The sequence below is a fragment of the Azospirillum sp. UFLA03-27 genome, from assembly GCF_059803775.1.
Genome location: NZ_JAUQTX010000006.1, coordinates 44,769 through 62,404, shown reverse-complemented (window position 1 = coordinate 62,404; position 17,636 = coordinate 44,769). Strand labels below are relative to the sequence as shown.

Here is a 17,636-nt window from a genome sequence, read left to right as displayed (position 1 = left end):
GCGTATTATCGTCGGCAGCGTCAGATGTGTATAAGAGACAGCATCGAAGGAACTCCCCCATGACCACGCCTCCCCGCCGCTTCACGGGCGGCACGTTGGTGATCGCCAGCCACAACAAGGGCAAGGTCCGCGAGATCGCGGCTCTGCTCGGCCCCTACGCCGCGTCCTTCGTGTCCGCGGGCGAGCTTGGCCTGCCGGAGCCGGAGGAGACGGGGACCAGCTTCGTCGCGAACGCCGAGCTGAAGGCCCTGGCCGCCGCCAAGGCGGGTCATGTCGCGCTGGCCGACGACAGCGGGATGGTGGTGCCGGCGCTGAACGGCGATCCCGGCATCTACTCCGCCCGCTGGGCCGGTCCGGACAAGGACTTCCAGATGGCCATGGGCAAGGTCGAGGACGGGCTGAAGGGCCAGACCGACCGCCGCGCCTGGTTCGTCTGCGCCCTGTCGCTCGCCTGGCCGGACGGCCATGTCGAGACGGTGGAGGGCCGCTGCCCCGGCACGCTGGTCTGGCCGCCGCGCGGCGCGCATGGTTTCGGTTACGATCCGATGTTCAGGCCGGACGGCCACGACATCACCTTCGGCGAGATGGACCCGGCCAGGAAGCATGAGATGAGCCACCGGGCCGACGCCTTCCGCCAGCTTGTGGAGCGATGCTTCAAGTGACCCCCGATCCGGGCTTCGGGATCTACATCCACTGGCCCTTCTGCAAGGCGAAGTGCCCGTACTGCGACTTCAACAGCCACGTCCGCGACCGGGTCGAGCATGACCGCTGGCGCGCCGCGCTGGTGCGGGAGCTGGATCATTACGCGGACGCAACGCCCGGCCGCCGAGTCACCTCGGTCTTCTTCGGGGGCGGCACGCCGTCACTGATGGAGCCGGCGACGGTCGGCGCCGTGCTGGAGCGTATCGCCGCCCGCTGGACGGTCGGCGACGACCTGGAAGTGTCGCTGGAGGCCAACCCGACCTCGGTCGAGGCCGACAAGTTCCGCGCCTTCCGCGCCGCCGGGGTCAACCGCCTGTCGATGGGCATCCAGGCGCTGGACGACGCCGCGCTGAAGTTCCTCGGCCGCCAGCACAGCGCGGCCGAGGCGACCGGCGCCATCGTGCTGGCCGCCCGGACCTTCCCCCGCTTCAGCTTCGACCTGATCTACGCCCGCCCCGGCCAGTCCGTCGCAGCGTGGGAGGCGGAGCTGACCCGCGCGCTCGACCACGCGGTCGGCCATCTGTCGGTCTATCAGTTGACCATCGAGGAGGGCACGGCCTTCTTCCCCCTGCACGCGCGGGGCGATCTGGTGCTGCCCGACGAGGATCTGGCCGGCGACCTCTACGAGGCGACGCAGAGCCTGCTCGACCGCGCCGGGCTGCCCGCCTACGAGATTTCCAACCACGCCCGCCCCGGCGAGGAGAGCCGCCACAACCTGACCTACTGGCGCTACGGCGATTACGTCGGCGTCGGTCCCGGCGCCCACGGCCGGCTGACGCTGGACGGCGAGAAGTTCGCCACCCGCGCCCACCGCGCCCCGGAAATCTGGCTGGAGCGGGTGGAGCGCGACGGCCACGGCGCCGCCGCGCCCGAGCCGGTCGCCCGCGAGTCCCGCGGGTCGGAGCTGCTGATGATGGGGCTGCGCCTGCGCGAGGGGGTGGCCCGCGCCCGGCTGGTCGAGGAGACCGGCCGCGACCTCGACGGGCTGGTCGATCCCGCCGCGCTGGAGCGTCTGGTGGCCGGCGGCTTCCTGGAGGTCGGCAAGGACACGTTGCGCGCCACCCACGAGGGGCGGCAGCGGTTGAACGCCGTTCTGGGGGCTCTTCTGGCCTGACCGCGCCAATACCCGGAAACGTGGTGTGACAAAGGCGCCCAGTCCCCGGCGAGCGCCGCATTTTTATATGTCCGTTTATGATTTTCCTGTGACTGTCGATCATTCTTGGAGTCCCGGCAAAGACAAGGGCAAACAACCGCCGCTTGCCGGGACGCGGGACAGGGCAGACAGTTTCAGGCAGACATCCCATGACCCTCACGAAGCTTTCCATTCGGGCCAAGCTGTGGGCGCTCGTCGTCGCGGCTTCGGTCGCATCCTTCGCCATCGCCGGTGCCGGCCTTTATCTCAATTACAGCCGAATGCACGCCGACCGGCTGGACACGCTGCACAGCATCGTGGAAACCGGGGTCACCCTGGCCGCCACGCTGGAGGCGGACGCCGCCGCTGGCAAGATCACCCGCGAGGAGGCGCAGGCCCGCTTCAAGGCCGCGGTGGCCGGCATCCGCTACGCCGGCGGCAAGGAGTATCTCTTCGCCCACACCATGGACGGCTACGGCTTCGCCCACGTCAACGCGAAGCTGATCGGCGCCGACGTCAAGCCGCTGAAGTCGGCCAACGGCGTCCACATGATCGTAGAGTTCATCCGCATGGTCCGCGCCACCGGCGACGGCCTGCTGGAGTACGACTGGCCGCGCACGGTCGGCGGCAGCGACTTGGCGGTGAAGCTGGGCTATGTCCGCGGCTTCGAGCCGTGGAACATCTTCATCGGCACCGGCATCTTCATTGACGACATCCGGGCCGCCTTCCTGGACCAGCTGCGGACGCTGGCCTTCGTCATCCTGGCGCTGGCGGTGCCGGCCGTCGGTCTGATCGCCTGGGTCGGCACCGACATCAGCCGGGTGCTGCGCGGGCTGGGCGCCAAGATGCGCTCGCTGGCCGACGGCGACCTGTCCACCCGCTTTCCGGAGGCGGAGCGCGGCGACGAGATCGGCGCCATGGCCAAGGCCGTGCTGGTCTTCCAGACCAACGCCCGCGACAAGCAGCGGCTGGAGGCCGAGCAGGCCGCGTCGGCCCAGCGCGCCGAGGAGGAGAAACGCCGCGCCATGCTGGCGCTGGCCGCCAGCTTCGAGCAGAGCATCGGCGCCGTCGTCCGCACCGTGTCCGACGCGGCGGCGACGATGGAGGAGCGCGCGGCCGAGATGAACCGCGCCGCCGCCCAGACCGACGAGTTGGCGACCTCGGTCGCCGCGGCGACAGAACAGACCTCCGCCAACGTGCAGACCGTGGCGGCGGCGTCGGAAGAGCTGGCCGGCTCGATCCAGGAGATCAGCCGTCAGGTCGCCGAGTCGTCGCGCATCGCCGGCGAGGCGGTGACCCTCAGCGGGCGGGCCAACGACAAGGTCGGCGGGCTGGCCGACGCGGTGCAGAAGATCGGCGCGGTCGTCCAGCTCATCAACGACATCGCCAGCCAGACCAACCTGCTGGCGCTGAACGCGACGATCGAGGCGGCCCGCGCCGGGGAGGCCGGCAAAGGCTTCGCGGTGGTGGCGAGCGAGGTCAAGGCGCTGGCCAACCAGACCGCCAAGGCCACCGAGGAGATTGCTGCCCAGGTCGCCAACATCCAGACGGTGACCGGCGACGCGGTCGGCGAGATCCAGGGCGTGACCCAGGTGATCCTGCGGGTGAACGAGATCGCGACCTCCATCGCCTCTGCGGTCGAGGAGCAGGGGGCGGCGACCCGCGAGATCAGCCGCAACGTCCAGGAGGCGGCGGGCGGCACGCAGGAGGTGTCGGCCAACATCACCGGCGTCACCGGCGCGGCGACCCAGAGCGGCGCCACCGCCCGCGACGTGCTGGAGATGTCGCGCCAGCTCGGCCACCAGCTCGACACGCTGCACCGCGAAGTCGGGGGCTTCCTTCAGCAGCTCCGCGCGGCGTAAGGTGGGGTGAACGGTCCGGGAAAAGGGGTTGGGATGCGCATCCGTCTGGTGGTGGCCGCCGCGCGCAACGGCGTGATCGGCCGCGACGGCACCCTGCCCTGGTCCCTGCCCGGCGACCTCAAGCGCTTCCGGGAGCTGACGATGGGCAAGCCGGTCCTGATGGGCCGGCGCACCTGGGAGTCGCTCCCCCGCAAGCCCCTGCCCGGCCGCGACAACCTCGTGGTCAGCCGCAGCGTCCCACCGGGCGAGCGGGACGGGGCGCGCTGGTTCGGCGGCCTCGACGCGGCGCTGGACTGGTGCCGCGGCCGCGGCGTCCCGGAGGTCGCCGTGATCGGCGGCGCCGAGCTGTTCCGCGAAACCCTGCCGCTCGCCGACCTCGTCCACCTAACCCGCGTCGAGCGGGATGTGGAGGGCGACACCGTCATGCCGCCGCTGGGGCCGGAGTGGGTGGAGACGGAGCGCGGCCCGCTGCTGACCGAGAACGGGCTGGATTACCGGTACGTGGACCTCGCACGGTGCCCCGTGACCGCCGGGGCGTGACGGGTCAGGCCAGCAGCGCCCGCACCCGCTCGGCGTCCTCCGGACTCGCCGGGTTGTAGACGAGCATCGTCAGGTCCGGCCGCCCGTCCACGGCGAAGGCCGAATATTCCAGCTCCAGCGTGCCCAGCGTGGGGTGGCGCAGGCGTTTGACGCCCTCCCCGAAATGGCTCACGTCGTTGGCGGTCCACAGGGCGGCGAATTCCGGGCTCTGGCGCGACAGATCCTCGACCAGCGCCCGCACCGCGTCGTCGGCACCGGCGCGCGCCGCGTCGGCGCGGAAGGCGCCGACGACGAAGCGCGCCACCCCATCCCAATCGAATTGGGCGGCCCGCACGCGCGGGTCGCAGAAGATCAGCCGCAGGATGTTGCGCTGGGCCGCCGGCAGGGCGCCGTAGTCCGTCAGCACCGCGGCGGCGGCGCGGTTCCAGGCGACGACGTCCCAGGTCGCCGTCTTGATCAGGGCGGGGCTGGGATTCAGCGCGTCCAGCACCCGCTGCAGGCGCGGCGTCACCGCCTCCCCCACCGGACAGCGCAGCGTCGGCAGACGGTTGAGGCCAAGCAGGAAGAGATGCTCACGCTCGGCGTCGGTGAGCATCAGGGCGCGGGCGATGCGCTCCAGCACGTCGGCGGACGGCGCTCCGCCGCGCCCCTGCTCCAGCCACGTGTACCAGGTGGTGCTGATGTTGGCGCGCTGGGCGACCTCCTCGCGGCGCAGGCCACGGGTCCGCCGACGCTCCGCGGAAAAGCCGAAGGCCGCCGGATCGAGCTTCGCCCGGCGATCCTTCAGATAGGCGCCCAGCCTGCTTTCCCCCGATCCGTTCTCCGCCATGGCGCGCCGGCCCGTCCTGTTGGTCATTATACCCCGATAACGTCACGACTTTACCAGGATAAGCCCCGCACCGACAGTGGCCTCCAACCCTGATCGGAAGAGGTTTCCCATGCGTGTCTTCGTCACCGGCGCCACCGGCTTCGTCGGTTCGGCCATCGTCCAGGAGCTGCTCGCCAACGGGCACCGCGTTCTCGGCCTCGCCCGCTCCGACGCGGCGGCGGTGGCCCTCGCCACAGCCGGGGCGGAGGTCCACCGCGGTTCCCTCGACGACCTGGAGAGCCTGCGCGCCGGTGTGTCCGCGGCCGACGGCGTGATCCACACCGCCTTCAATCATGATTTTTCGCGCTTCGCCGACAACTGCCGTGAGGATCATCGGGCGATCCTGGCGCTGGGCGAGGCGCTGGAGGGCAGCGACCGCCCTCTGCTGGTGACGGCCGGCGCGGTCGTGGACGCGCGCGGGCCGGTGGCGGTCGAGAGCGATCCGCACCGGCCGCCCTCCGACGCCCTGCCCCGCCGCACCGAACTCGCCGCCGGGGAGTTGGCCGCCCGCGGCGTCCGCGTCGGCGTCGTGCGTCTGCCGCCCTCGACCCACGGTGTGGGCGACCATGGCTTCGCGCGCATCCTGCACGACATCGCCCGCCGGACCGGCGTTTCAGCCTTCATCAGCGACGGTGGGAACCGCTGGGCGGCGGTGCACCGCCGCGACGCGGCGCGGCTGTACCGGCTGGCCCTGGAGGCCGGCGCCCAGGGCGGCCCGTTCCACGCCATCGCCGAGGAAGGCGTGCCGCTGCGCCGCGTCGCCGAGGCCATCGGCGCGCGGCTGGGCCTGCCCGTGGTGTCGAAGACGCCGGACGAGGCAACCGCCCATTTCGGGTGGTTCGCCTTCTTCGCCGGCGTCGATTGCCCGACCTCCAGCGCCCACACCCGCGCCCTGCTGGGGTGGGAGCCGCGCGAGACCGGCCTCGTCGCCGACCTCGGCCAGCCCGGCTACTTCACCGAGTGACCGGCCGGGGGGCGGGAGGCTCCGGCCCTCAGGCCCCCTTGTTCTCGCCCTTGTTCTCGCGCTGGCGGCGCTCGATGGCGTCCCACAGGGTGGCCTCCAGCGCCGACCCGTCGAGCCGGTTGATCTCCTGGATGCCGGTGGGCGAGGTCACGTTGATCTCGGTCATGTAGTCGCCGATCACGTCAATCCCGACGAAGACCAGACCCTTCTCGCGCAGCACCGGACCGATGGCCTTGCAGATCTCCTGCTCGCGCGGGGTCAGCTCCGTCTTCTTGGCGCTGCCGCCGGCGTGGAAGTTGGCGCGGGCCTCGCCCTCCTGGGGCATGCGGCTGACGGCGCCGGCGGGCTCGCCGTCGATCAGGATGATGCGCTTGTCGCCTTGGCGGATCTCCGGCAGGTACTTCTGCACGATCACCGGCTCGCGATAGAGCTGGGTGAAGAGTTCCAGCAGCGAACCGAGATTCTCGTCGTCCGGCTTCAGGTGGAAGACGCCGGCCCCGCCGTTGCCGAACAGCGGCTTGACGATGATGTCCTTGTGCTGCGCCCGGAAGTCCAGGACGGCCTGCTTGTCGCTGGTGATCAGCGTCGGCGGCATCAGGTCAGGGAAATGGGTGACGAACAGTTTCTCCGGCGCGTTGCGCACCTCCGCCGGGTCGTTCAGCACCAGCACCTTGGGCTGGATGTGCTCCAGCATGTGGGTGGCGGTGATGTAGGCCATGTCGAAGGGCGGGTCCTGGCGCATCAGCACCACGTCCATGGTCGACAGGTCGACGATCCGCGGCTCGCCCAGCGTGTAGTGGGCGCCCTTCTGGCGGACCACGGTCATCTCGCGCAGGCGGGCGGTCAGGACGTTGCCGGTCAGGCTGAGGTCGCGCGGGTGGTAGTGGTAGAGCGTGTGCCCGCGCTTCTGCGCCTCAAGCGCCATCATGAAGCTCGAGTCGGTGTCGATGTTGATGGACTCGATGGGGTCCATCTGGAAGGCGACGGCGAGGCTCATCCTGCGGGTCTCCGAAACGGGCTTTTGAAGTGGGGTCAGTTCAGTTGGTTCTTGAGCTGCTGGATCAGCGCGGCGACCTGATGGCGGTGCCGTTCGCTGGCGGTCAGCTCCAGGAAGGTTTCCAGCGCGGCGATGGCGGCGGCGAGGTTGCCGTTGTGGGCCTCCAGAAGGCCGGTCTCCCGCCACAGCGACGCCTCGGCCGGGGCGAACAGCCGCATCGCCTCCAGCACCTCCAGCGCGCGCGGCACATCGCGGGCGGAGAGGTGGCGCAGCTTGATGTTGTTCTGCAGCCGCAGCAGGATCTCGCGGTTGGACACCGTCTGGTAATGGCCGGGCTCCAGCTCCGCGGCGCTGCCGGCGGTGGCCTTCAGCAGGTCACGCAGGTCCACGGCGGTGCGCACCTGCCCCTCGTTGAAGGGGTCGAGGATGGCGCGGGCGCCGTCGGCCTCCAGCCGCACCAGGAAATGGCCGGGGAAGTTCAGCCCCAGCATCGTCCAGCCCTGCGAGCGGGCGGCGTGCAGGTACAGGATGCCCAGCGCCACCGGCAGGCCGCGGCGGCGGTCGATGACGCGGAGCAGGTTGGCGTTCTGCAGGTCGTCGTAGGTCTCGTGGTCGCCGGCGTAGCCGTGGCGCTCCACGATGACCTCGTGCAGCCAGGAGACGCGGGCCTCCAGCCCGTCGAGGGTGGGCGAGACGCGCTCCGCCAGATCGTGGGCGATGTCGGCGAGGTGGCGGCGGTAGTCGGCCAGCGCGGCGCCCGGCACCTCCAGCGCGCCCAGCGCCAGGGCGGCTTCGGCCAGATCGATCTGCTCGTCCGGCTGCTGCCCCACGCGGCGCAGGATGTCACGGGCCTCGGCGCGGCTGGTCACGGGCGGCGTCCTTCCTCTTCTTCAGCCTTCGCGTCAGGCCCGCCACGCGTCCGGCACGTGGCGCGGCCAGGACCAAGGGGTAACGAGCATGACGTCGAAGCGCAAGACATAGCCCGCATACTGCGGGTTGGCCCCCAGATAGGCGTGGGCGGCGCGGGCGAGGCGGCCCCGCTGACGGGCGTTGACCGCCTCGTTCGCGGTGTCCCAGTCGCCGCGGGCCTTGACCTCGACGATCGCCAGAGTGTCGCCCCGCCGGGCCACGATGTCGATCTCTCCCATGGGTGTGCGCAGGCGGCTTTCCAGGATGCGGTAACCCTTCAGCCGCAGCGCCAGCCGGCAGAGCTGCTCGGCGTAGCGGCCGTAATTCTCCGCCCGGCGGCGCAGCGCACCCGGAGCGCTCATGGTTTCCCCTCCCGCGACAGCTCCAGCGCGCGGGCGTAGACGGCGCGCTTGTTCTGGCCGGTGCGGGCGGCCACGTCGGCGGCGGCGTCGCGGACCGACAGGCGGGTCAACGCCTCGCGCAGCAGGGCGTCCACGTCGGCCTCGCTCGGGGTGGCCTCCTCGCCGGGCGGACCGATCACCAGCACGACCTCGCCCTTCGGCGGCCCGGCCTCGGCGTAGTGGGCGGCCAGCTCCGGCAGGGTGCCGCGCCGCACCTCCTCGTAGAGCTTGGTCAGTTCCCGCGCCACCGCGGCCTCGCGCGCGCCGAGGATGTCGGCGAGGTCGGCCAGTGACTCGGGCAGGCGCTGCGGCGACTCGAAGAAGACCAGCGTGGCCGGAACGTTCTTCAGTTCCCCGGCGGTGGCGCGCCGCGCGCTGCTCTTGTTCGGCAGGAAGCCGGCGAACAGGAAGCGGTCGGTCGGCAGGCCGGACAGCACCAGCGCCACCAGCGGGGCGGAGGCGCCGGGCAGCGTGGTGACCGCCACCCCCTCCGCCACGCACTCGCGCACCAGCTTGTAGCCGGGGTCGGAGACCAGCGGCGTGCCGGCGTCGGTGACCAGCGCGATGGATTCGCCCGCTTTCATGCGGCCGATGAGGACCGGACGCATCTTCGCCGCGTTGTGTTCATGATAGGAGACGAAGGGCGTGTGGATGCCATGGATGCCCATCAGCTTCGCCGTCACCCGCGTGTCCTCGCAGGCGATGGCATCGGCGCGGCGCAGCGTGTCGAGCGCGCGCAGCGTGATGTCGGCGGCGTTGCCGATGGGGGTGGCGACCACATAAAGGCCGGCGCCGAGTTTACTTGCGGCCCTCGGCTCGCTACCTTCAGCGTCACCAGAGACGCCGGGCCCGGAAACGGGTTCGGGCGCCGGACCGGATGTGGAGATCGTTGGTGGCACGCTTGACGACACCTTTCTCGCGCGCTTGGGGGCAGCGGGCTGCCGCCGCCCTGTTGGTCGTTGGCACGCTTTCGGCCTGCTCGACTGTAAAGGCCCCGGCGCCGCCGACTCAAGCGCCGCAAGCGCCCGTCGCCGCCGTTCCGGCCGCCCCGCAGACCCTGAAGGTGGCGATCCTGCTGCCGCTGTCCGGGTCCAGCGCCGCCATCGGGCAGGCCATGCTGGAGTCGGCGCAGATGGCGCTGTTCGATCTGGCCGGTGACCGGTTCGAGCTGCTGCCCCGCGACACCAAGGGCACGCCCACCGGCGCCGCCGATGCGGCGCGGCAGGCGATCGCCGAGGGGGCGAGCCTGATCCTCGGCCCGCTGTTCGCCGCCGACGTGGCGGCGGTGAAGCCGGTCGCCCAGGCCGCGGGCGTGGACGTTCTGGCCTTCACCAACGATTGGACCCAGGCCGGCAACGGCACCTACGTGCTGGGCTTCGTGCCCGCCGATCAGGTCACCCGCGTGATCGGCTTCGCCCGCTCGCGCGGTGCGACGCGCTACGTCGCGCTGGCCCCGCGCACCGCCTATGGCGACGCCGTGGTCAACGCCGTGCAGGCCGCCTCGCGCCAGTTCGGCGGGCAGGTGGCGCAGGTCGAGCGCTACGACCCGGCGGTGACCGATCTCGCCCAGCCGGCGCGGCAGGTGACCCAGGCCGGCGTGCAGCCGCAGGCGGTCATGCTGGCCGAAGGCGGGCCGCGCGCCCAGGGCCTGGCGTCGGCGCTGTCGGCCAACGGGCTGAACACCCAGCAGGTCAAGCTGCTCGGCACCGGCCTGTGGGACGAACCCGGCCTGGGCCAGGAACCCGCTTTGGCCGGCGCCTGGTTCGCCGCCCCGTCCCCGCAGAGCCGCGCCGACTTCGAGGCGCGCTTCGAGAGGACCTATGGGCGCAAGCCGCCGCGCATCGCCACCCTGTCCTACGACGCAACGGCCATCGCCGCGGTGCTGGCCAAGATGCCCGACGCGTCGGGCCGCTTCGACCGCGCGGCGCTGAACAACCCCAACGGCTTCGAAGGCATGGACGGCGTCTTCCGCCTGCGCGCCGACGGCGTCGTGGAGCGCGGTCTGGCCGTTCTGGAGGTCACCCCCGGCGGCCCACGCGTGATCGATCCCGCCCCGTCCAGCTTCGAAGTGCTGGGGCAGTGATCGCAAAGCGCTGAAACAGAAAGTTCTTAACCTCGAAGGCACAAGAGCACGAAAAGTTCGTGTCTTTGTGCCTTCGTGGTGAACCGCAACCTTATCCGTGCTGCTTCGCCAGACGGCGGGCGTTGGCGCGGACGGTGCGGTAGGCAGGGGTCATGCCGGCCTGGGTCAGGGCCGTGGCCGACTCGACCATGTAGAGCGCGGCGTGGATCCCGGCCTCCACCGACTCGGTGACGGTGCGGCGCTGCAGTTCCATCAAGTCGGCGGGGTTGCGGCACTGGCCGAGGCCGGTCACCATCACCATGGCGACCTGAAGCTGGCCCTGCATGAGGGTCATCCAGGCCTGCTGCATTTCCCCGATGCCCTTGGCGACGGCGTGGGTGGCCTCCACCATCGCCTCCACCTTCTCGGAGCCCATGCGGACGAACTCCGGGTTGGCGAGGTCGATGGGGTTGTTCATGGCCGCCGCCATCATCGCGGTTCGGTAGCCGATCGTCTGGGCCGCCGCCACCCCCATCTCGCCCGTCTTGACGCCGGTCCGGGTCAGATCGCCCGCCACCGTCAGAAAGCGTTGCGTCGGTTCGCCGTTGCCGGCCTTGCGTCTCGCCATTCGCTCCACCTCACCAAAGGACCCGACCGGACCAAAAGCCCCGGCCGGGCCAAAAAAACCGTGACCCGGACGCCAACGCTGCACTGCAGCATTTGGTTCCGGGTCCAGTCTTTACAGGGAAGCGAGCGCGCGGTCGAGATCTTCAACGATGTCCTGGGCGTCCTCCAGCCCGACGGACAGGCGGAGCAGGTTCGGACGGATGTTCGCCGCCGCCTTCTCCTCGACCGTCAGCTTGGAATGGGTGGTGGTGTCGGGGTGGGTGATCAGGCTCTTGGAGTCGCCAAGGTTGTTGGAGATCATCACCATCCGCAGGTCATTCAGGGCGCGGAAGGCCTCCTCCTTGCCGCCCTTCAGGAAGATCGACAGCATGGTGCCGCCGCCGGTCATCTGGCTGCGGACAAGATCGTGCTGCGGGTGGCTGGGCAGGCCCGGGTAGAGCACCCGCTCCACCTTCGCGTGGCCTTCCAGGAACTCCGCCACGGTCAGGGCCGCCGCGCTCTGCGCCGAGACGCGCAGTTCCAGCGTCTCCAGCCCCTTCAGAAGCAGCCAGGCGTTGAAGGGCGAAATGGTCGGGCCGGTGTGGCGCAGGTAGGGATGGATCACATCCGACCCGTACTGCTTGTCGTTGGTCAGGATGATGCCGCCCAGACAGCGGCCCTGGCCATCGATGTGCTTGGTCGCCGAATAGATGACGACGTCGGCCCCCATCTCGAACGGGCGCTGCAGCACCGGCGTGGCGAAGGCGTTGTCCACCACCACCTTGGCCCCGGCCTTGTGGGCGAGAGCGCTGACGGCGCGCAGGTCGACGACCTCCAGCCCCGGGTTGCTGGGTGTCTCCAGGAAGACGACCTTGGTCGGCTTGGCCAGCGCCTCCTCCCACTGGGACAGGTCGGTGCCGTCGACGAAGACCGCCTCGACCCCGAAGCGGGCCGACAGCTCCTTGATCACCCAGTAGCAGGAGATGAACAGCGAGCGCGGCGCCACGATGCGGTCGCCGGTGCGCAGGTTCGACCACAGGGCGCCGTGCACCGCGGCCATGCCGCTGGTCGTGGCGTAGGCCCAGGCCGCCCCCTCATACTCGCACAGCCGGTCCTCGAACATCGCCGTGGTCGGGTTGCGGAAGCGCGAATAGACGTGGCGGGAGCCGTCGTTGACGAAGGCGCTCTCCGCCTCCTCGGCCGAGCCGTAGACGAAGCCGGAGGTCTGGTAGAGCGCCTCGCAGGTCTCGTCGAAGGACGAGCGGCGGACGCCGCCATGGACCAGACGGGAACGCGGGCGAAGCCCCGCGACGTTCGGATTGCGATGATCGGTGCGCGCCATGGCCGCTTTGTCTCCTCTGTCCGCCGGCGGGGCAGACCGGCAAAACAAAAAACGCCCCGACCGATCGGGTCGAGGCGCGGACGCGGCTCGGACCTTTTTAGCGGGTTGTTTTACGTGGCCCGCAAGCCGGTCGACCAAATCACCACGTGCCTCCGCTTGTAGGACCGCCGCGGCGCGGCGTCAAGGGACAAGGAGGCCGTGACAAAAAGAGGGCGACCTGCGTCAACATCGCGCAGGACCGCAGGCCGCCGCCCGCTTGCCCAGCGAAGGCCCGGACCGGATCATGGCCGCCGGACGTCAGGAAAGGGTGCGGACCGTGCAGTATCGCAAGGAGCAGGAGCGGCACTTCACCCGTCTGGTGTTCACCGGGCGCTTCACCAGCCAGGACGCCGGTCCGGTGCGGCAGGCCATCGCCGACGTGACGGGCGGACCGGAGCGCCGCCACCTCCTCGACCTGACCGGGCTGGAGTTCATCGACAGCACGGGCGTCGGCCTGTTGCTGGTGATGAATGGGGAGGCCCTGTCGGCGGGCAAGGCCCTGTCCCTGCTCTGCGCGTCCGGGCAGGTGCGCAAGGTGGTGGACCTGACCCGCATCGCCATGATCATCCCGGTGTATGAGACGGTGGCCGACTACATCGCCGCCAGCGTGCCCGAAGCCCTGCTGGTCGCCACCCATCCCTGCGCGCCGGGCGAGGACCCCATGGCCGTCGCCGCCCGCGCGCTGCACGCCAAGCCGCTCCTGCCACCCGCGAGCGCCCCACCGGACGCTTCCGATCGGGACGGCGCTTCGGGATAGGGCGCTCGCAGCGCGGGCACGGGCTTCCCATCTGAAGCATCGGACAGAGTCCGTTCCGCGTTGGGGGAGGCACCGAATGGTTCATCTGCACAAGTCGCTGGAATCCGAAGCGTCGAAGGCCGCCGAGCGGGAGGGCCGCTCGCTCGACCAATTCGTGAACGAGGCGGTGGAGGAGAAGCTGCGCCACGCGCAACGCCCCGCTACCCAACGCCACGTCACCCCTATCCATGACCGCGGCGCCCCGATGGACGAGGACGCCGTGGAACGGGCGTAGCGCCCATGGAATGACCCTGGGGATGGGATTGCGGCGGCTGTGGTTCAGCGCTATATTTCCCGTACCAGTGGTCAATAGACGACACCTCCGGTACCGCGCGCTCGGAAAGGCCGATGGCCGGAACGGCGTGCACACGAAAAGAGGGGCGGCGTTGCAGCGCCGCCCCTCCGTCGTCTGGGTTACAGCACGGCGACGAGCAGCGCGAGGATTGCGACGACCGTCTGGATGACCGTGCAGATCACCAGCACCTTACCAGGGGTCAATAAACACACCCCCTTCCCGCCGCTTGGATGACAACGCCCCTTGCCCATGGCCCGGGACGCTGCGGCGGCGGATTTTCATACAATGACGTGTGTTCCGTCGCAAATATTCCCGTTCAACGCATCAAACCCCTCAGGCGATACAACTCATCGAGCGCCTGCCGTGGCGTCAGGCTGTCCGGGTCGATGGACTTCAGCGCCTCCTCCACCCGCGATGGCTCCGGCGGGGCGGCGGGGGATGCCGCCGGGACCGGCGGCGGACGCTTCAGGGCGGCGCTGAACAGCGGCAGATCCTCGGCCAGGCGATGGATGGCGGCGTTCTGGTCCCCCGATTCCAGGATGGTCAGCACCTCCTCGGCGCGGCCCACCACGGCGCCGGGCAGGCCGGCCAGCTTCGCCACATGGATGCCGTAGCTGCGGTCCGCCGCCCCCGCCGTCACCTCGTGCAGGAAGACGACGTCGCCCTGCCATTCCTTGATGCGCATGGTGTGGCAGGACAGGCCCGGCAGCTTGCCGGCCAGCATGGTCAACTCGTGGTAGTGGGTGGCGAACAGCGCGCGGCAGCGGTTGACGTCGTGCAGATGCTCCACGCAGGCCCAGGCGATCGACAGGCCGTCGAAGGTCGCCGTGCCGCGCCCGATCTCGTCCAGGATGACCAGCGCGCGGTCGCCGGACTGGTTCAGGATGGCCGCGGTTTCCACCATTTCCACCATGAAGGTCGAGCGGCCGCGCGCCAGATCGTCGGCCGCACCCACGCGGCTGTAGAGCCGGTCCACCACCCCGATGTGCGCGCTCTCCGCCGGCACGAAGCCGCCCATCTGGGCCAGCACGGCGATCAGCGCGTTCTGCCGCAGGAAGGTCGATTTGCCGGCCATGTTCGGGCCGGTCAGCAGCCACAGCCGGTTGTCCGGGGCGAGGTCGCAGTCGTTGGCGACGAAAGGCCCGGCGTTGCCGGCGTCGAGCACCGCCTCCACCACCGGGTGTCGCCCGCCCTTGATCGAAAAGGCGAGGCTGCCGTCCACCACCGGCCGGCGGTAGCGCCGCTCCGCCGCCAGCTCGGCCAGCGAGGCGGCGACGTCGAGCGCGGCCAGCGCGTGGGCGGCCTGGGCGATGGCCTCGGCGCGGCTGGTCACCTCCTCCACGAGGTCGTTGAACAGTTCCAGCTCCACGGCCAGCGCCTTGTCGGCGGCCTCGGAGATGCGGCGCTCCAGGTCCGACAGCTCGACCGTGCCGAAGCGCACGGCGTTCGCCATGGTCTGGCGGTGCATGAAGACCTCGCGCCCCTTCTCGGACATCAGCTTGTCCGCGTGGGTCGCCGTCACCTCGATGTGATAGCCGAGCACGTTGTTGTGCTTGATCTTCAGCGCCGGCACCCCGGCGATGCCGGCGTATTTGACCTGAAGCCCGGCGATCAGCCGCCGGCTCTCGTCGCGCAGGGTCACCAGCTCGTCGAGCGCGTAGGAATAGTCGCGCGCGATGAAGCCGCCGTCGCGGGCGAGCAGCGGCAGCTCCGGCGCCAGCGCCTGGGTCAATTGCTGGACCAGCTCGCTGTGCTCGCCCAGCCCCTTGGCCACGGCGCCCAGCCCGTCGGGCAGCGGGCCGCCGGGATGGCCGTTGAGCAGCAGGCGGATGGCCGAGGCCTGGGCCAGACCGTCGCGCACGGCAGCGAGGTCGCGCGGACCGCCGCGCCCCAGCGTCAGGCGGGACAGGGCGCGCTCTAGGTCCGGGCAGCGGCGCAGCGCCTCGCGCAGGTCGCCGCGCAGCCGCTCCTCGTTCAGCGCGAATTCGACCATGTCCAGCCGCTTGGCGATGGCCGCGGGGTTGGTCAGCGGCGCCGAGAGCTGGGCGGCGAGCAGACGCGCCCCCGCCCCGGTCACCGTGCGGTCGATGGTGGCGAGCAGGCTACCGCGCCGGTCGCCCGTCAGGGTGCGGGTCAGCTCCAGGTTGCGGCGGGTCGCCGCGTCGATCTCCATGACGGCGCCGGGGCCGAGCCGGCGCGGCGGCGACAGGCGCGGCACGCGGCCCTTCTGCGTCAGCTCCACATAGGCGACCAGGGCGCCCGCCGCCGCCACCTCGGCGCGGGAGAACGGACCGTAGGCGTCCAGCGTGCCGACGCCGTAGAGGGTGAGCAGCCGCTGCCGCCCGTTCTCGCTGTCGAAGCGCGGGGTCGGCTGCACGGTCAGGCGGGACTTCCATTCGCCCCACAGCTCGTAGAGGTCGGGGCTCTGGCACAGCTTCTCGGAGACCAGAACCTCCTGCGGGTCGAGGCGGCCGAGCGCGGCGCCCAGCCCGGCGCGCTCCACCGGCTGCACGACCAGCTCGCCGGTGGACAGCTCCAGCCAGGCCAGCCCGAGGCCGCCCGCAGCTTCCGCCACCGCGGCCAGCCAGTTGGAGGCGCGGGAGTCGAGCAGGCTGTCCTCGGTCAGTGTGCCGGGGGTGACGATGCGGATGACGCCGCGCTTCACCACCGACTTGGAACCGCGCTTCTTGGCCTCCGCCGGGTCCTCCATCTGTTCGCAGATGGCGACGCGGAAGCCCTGGCGGATCAGGCGCTGCAGGTAGGATTCATGGCTGTGGACCGGGACGCCGCACATCGGGATGTCCTCGCCCAGATGCTGGCCGCGCTTGGTCAGCGCGATGTCCAGCGTCCGGGCGGCGTTCACCGCGTCCTCGAAGAACATCTCGTAGAAATCGCCCATCCGGTAGAACAGCAGACAGTCGGGATGGGCCTGCTTGATCTCCAGATACTGCGCCATCATCGGGGTGGCGTCGGGAGGAATGGCGGGGGGCGAAATGGCGGCGGGCGCGTCGGACACGGGTCTTCAACCGGTTGCGTTGTGTCGGGCAAGGTCGGGGCGGCACCCTAGCACGCCTGCGCTGGTGCCGCGATGACCGCTTCGTTAGACTGTTCGATGCCCGTAGAACGAGCAAGCCGAAGCTGAAGGAGACCGCCGTGACGCAAGCGCCCGACAACACTGATGGCCGGACCACGAACGGCCAGGACACCGTCCGGGAGGTGCGCGAGGTCGTCGCCCTGTTCAAGACCCGCGAGGCGTTCGACAAGGCCGTGGCCGCCCTTCTGGACGCCGGCTTCGACCGCGACGACCTGTCGGTGCTGGCCAGCCACACCTCGCTGGAGGTCGCCGACCAGCGCCCGCAGGCCCCGTCGGACGAGGCCCTGACCGGGCTGGTGGGCGAGCTGAAATACGCCTTTCCCCTGACCACCGCCGGGCTTCTCGCCATCGTCGGCGGCCCGATCGCCGCGCCGCTGGCGGCCATTGTCGCCGCCGGCCTGGGCGGCGTCGCCATCAAGGATTACCTGGACGAGCTGACCAGCCACCCCGACACCGACGAGTTCAGCCGCGCGCTGGAGGCCGGCGGCGTCATCCTGTGGGTGCGCACCGCCGAGGTGGAGGACGAGGTGGAGGCCGCCGAGATCCTCGAAAGCAACGGCGGCGCCAACATCCACCTGTCGGTGCGCGAGGAGTAGGCGGGGAAGGAAACGCCGTCCGTCAGGCGGCGCAGGCGCGCCTCTCGCCTCCGCCGCCGACCACGGTCAGCCCGCGCAGGCGGAACTGCGCCCGCACCACCGCGGCCCAGCCCTTGCGGATCTGGGCGATCTTGATGGCGTCGGAGGCCTTGGCGTCGGTGGCGGTGCCGCAGATCTCGAACAAAAGCGCGTCGCCGATGGAGCCGGGGCACAGCGCCAGGGCGTGCACCAGCCAGGCCATCAGCTCGGCCGGGGTGTGACGCGGCAGACCGCGCTCCGCCAGGGTCAGGGCGTTCCCGAGGTTCGCCAGCTCCCGCCGTGCCGTTCCGGGGTTCGGGATCATCAATGGCCTCCCTCGCGCGTGTCTCACGGACGACTCCTTACCTCTTTGGAATGGAGCGCGTCAGTGACGGCCATCACAGCACGACCGT

The 17,636-nt window shown here is 70.5% G+C and carries 18 protein-coding genes and 1 riboswitch; of the genes, 9 read left to right on the top strand and 9 right to left on the bottom strand.

What is annotated here, in order from left to right; genetic code table 11:
* The first annotated feature begins 59 nt into the window (after nucleotides 1-59).
* From rdgB to Q4I23_RS02065, 4 genes are all read left to right on the top strand, one after another.
* Nucleotides 60-662: an RdgB/HAM1 family non-canonical purine NTP pyrophosphatase gene (gene rdgB / locus Q4I23_RS02080; RefSeq protein ID WP_454020333.1), complete on the top strand. Its 603-nt coding sequence runs from the start codon at nucleotides 60-62 to the stop codon at nucleotides 660-662.
* Nucleotides 650-1,816 (top strand): radical SAM family heme chaperone HemW, encoded by a 1,167-nt coding sequence (hemW, locus tag Q4I23_RS02075; RefSeq protein ID WP_498525139.1) that lies wholly within the window; start codon nucleotides 650-652, stop codon nucleotides 1,814-1,816. The genes rdgB and hemW overlap by 13 nt, the downstream gene beginning before the upstream one ends.
* 188 nt (nucleotides 1,817-2,004) lie before the next feature.
* Nucleotides 2,005-3,696 (top strand): methyl-accepting chemotaxis protein, encoded by a 1,692-nt coding sequence (locus Q4I23_RS02070; RefSeq protein WP_498525138.1) that lies wholly within the window; start codon nucleotides 2,005-2,007, stop codon nucleotides 3,694-3,696.
* Between the two features lie 33 nt (nucleotides 3,697-3,729).
* Entirely contained in the window at nucleotides 3,730-4,236 is a 507-nt protein-coding gene (locus Q4I23_RS02065; RefSeq protein WP_498525137.1) for a dihydrofolate reductase, read from the top strand.
* A gap of 4 nt (nucleotides 4,237-4,240) precedes the next feature.
* Here the strand turns inward: Q4I23_RS02065 and Q4I23_RS02060 are convergent, their stop codons facing one another.
* Nucleotides 4,241-5,092, bottom strand: a complete 852-nt coding sequence (locus tag Q4I23_RS02060) for a helix-turn-helix transcriptional regulator (protein WP_498525136.1) — start codon at nucleotides 5,090-5,092, stop codon at nucleotides 4,241-4,243.
* A gap of 82 nt (nucleotides 5,093-5,174) precedes the next feature.
* Between Q4I23_RS02060 and Q4I23_RS02055 the strand changes: the two genes are divergently transcribed.
* Nucleotides 5,175-6,068, top strand: a complete 894-nt coding sequence (locus tag Q4I23_RS02055) for an SDR family oxidoreductase (protein ID WP_498525135.1) — start codon at nucleotides 5,175-5,177, stop codon at nucleotides 6,066-6,068.
* Nucleotides 6,069-6,096: 28 nt separating this feature from the next.
* Here the strand turns inward: Q4I23_RS02055 and gshB are convergent, their stop codons facing one another.
* The 4 genes from gshB to rsmI are packed head-to-tail and all read right to left on the bottom strand — an operon-like array spanning nucleotide 6,097 to nucleotide 9,274.
* Nucleotides 6,097-7,065 carry a glutathione synthase gene (gshB, locus tag Q4I23_RS02050; RefSeq protein WP_498525134.1) on the bottom strand — a complete coding sequence of 323 codons (969 nt, stop codon included), beginning with the start codon at nucleotides 7,063-7,065 and terminating at the stop codon, nucleotides 6,097-6,099.
* A gap of 35 nt (nucleotides 7,066-7,100) precedes the next feature.
* Entirely contained in the window at nucleotides 7,101-7,934 is an 834-nt protein-coding gene (locus Q4I23_RS02045; RefSeq protein ID WP_498525133.1) for a SirB1 family protein, read from the bottom strand.
* A gap of 33 nt (nucleotides 7,935-7,967) precedes the next feature.
* Nucleotides 7,968-8,336: a YraN family protein gene (locus Q4I23_RS02040; protein WP_114861151.1), complete on the bottom strand. Its 369-nt coding sequence runs from the start codon at nucleotides 8,334-8,336 to the stop codon at nucleotides 7,968-7,970.
* The gene (gene rsmI / locus Q4I23_RS02035) at nucleotides 8,333-9,274 is read right to left on the bottom strand and encodes a 16S rRNA (cytidine(1402)-2'-O)-methyltransferase (protein WP_498525132.1); all 942 of its coding nucleotides are present in this window, start codon (nucleotides 9,272-9,274) and stop codon (nucleotides 8,333-8,335) included. The genes Q4I23_RS02040 and rsmI overlap by 4 nt, the downstream gene beginning before the upstream one ends.
* Between rsmI and Q4I23_RS02030 the strand changes: the two genes are divergently transcribed.
* Nucleotides 9,268-10,458 carry a penicillin-binding protein activator gene (locus Q4I23_RS02030; protein WP_498525131.1) on the top strand — a complete coding sequence of 397 codons (1,191 nt, stop codon included), beginning with the start codon at nucleotides 9,268-9,270 and terminating at the stop codon, nucleotides 10,456-10,458. The two genes, rsmI and Q4I23_RS02030, sit on opposite strands and share 7 nt — an antisense overlap.
* Nucleotides 10,459-10,549: 91 nt before the next feature.
* Here the strand turns inward: Q4I23_RS02030 and Q4I23_RS02025 are convergent, their stop codons facing one another.
* Both Q4I23_RS02025 and metZ read right to left on the bottom strand, forming a co-directional pair.
* Nucleotides 10,550-11,065, bottom strand: a complete 516-nt coding sequence (locus tag Q4I23_RS02025; RefSeq protein ID WP_454020323.1) for a phasin family protein — start codon at nucleotides 11,063-11,065, stop codon at nucleotides 10,550-10,552.
* A gap of 111 nt (nucleotides 11,066-11,176) precedes the next feature.
* The gene (metZ, locus tag Q4I23_RS02020; RefSeq protein ID WP_237904502.1) at nucleotides 11,177-12,385 is read right to left on the bottom strand and encodes an O-succinylhomoserine sulfhydrylase; all 1,209 of its coding nucleotides are present in this window, start codon (nucleotides 12,383-12,385) and stop codon (nucleotides 11,177-11,179) included.
* 76 nt (nucleotides 12,386-12,461) lie between these two features.
* Nucleotides 12,462-12,541: riboswitch (SAM riboswitch) on the bottom strand.
* 127 nt (nucleotides 12,542-12,668) lie between these two features.
* Here metZ and Q4I23_RS02015 point away from each other — a divergent pair.
* Entirely contained in the window at nucleotides 12,669-13,181 is a 513-nt protein-coding gene (locus Q4I23_RS02015; protein WP_454020322.1) for an STAS domain-containing protein, read from the top strand.
* A 76-nt stretch (nucleotides 13,182-13,257) separates the two neighbouring features.
* Nucleotides 13,258-13,455: a hypothetical protein gene (locus Q4I23_RS02010; RefSeq protein ID WP_014239005.1), complete on the top strand. Its 198-nt coding sequence runs from the start codon at nucleotides 13,258-13,260 to the stop codon at nucleotides 13,453-13,455.
* Between the two features lie 376 nt (nucleotides 13,456-13,831).
* On the opposite strand, the gene mutS is transcribed toward Q4I23_RS02010, so the two are convergent.
* Entirely contained in the window at nucleotides 13,832-16,474 is a 2,643-nt protein-coding gene (gene mutS / locus Q4I23_RS02005) for a DNA mismatch repair protein MutS (protein ID WP_498525140.1), read from the bottom strand.
* A 194-nt stretch (nucleotides 16,475-16,668) separates the two neighbouring features.
* On the opposite strand from mutS, the gene Q4I23_RS02000 reads away from it, so the two are divergent.
* Nucleotides 16,669-17,205, top strand: a complete 537-nt coding sequence (locus Q4I23_RS02000; RefSeq protein WP_498525130.1) for a hypothetical protein — start codon at nucleotides 16,669-16,671, stop codon at nucleotides 17,203-17,205.
* A gap of 22 nt (nucleotides 17,206-17,227) precedes the next feature.
* Here the strand turns inward: Q4I23_RS02000 and Q4I23_RS01995 are convergent, their stop codons facing one another.
* Nucleotides 17,228-17,548, bottom strand: coding sequence for a hypothetical protein (locus Q4I23_RS01995; RefSeq protein WP_237904506.1), 321 nt, complete (start codon nucleotides 17,546-17,548; stop codon nucleotides 17,228-17,230).
* Between the last annotated feature and the right edge of the window lie 88 nt (nucleotides 17,549-17,636).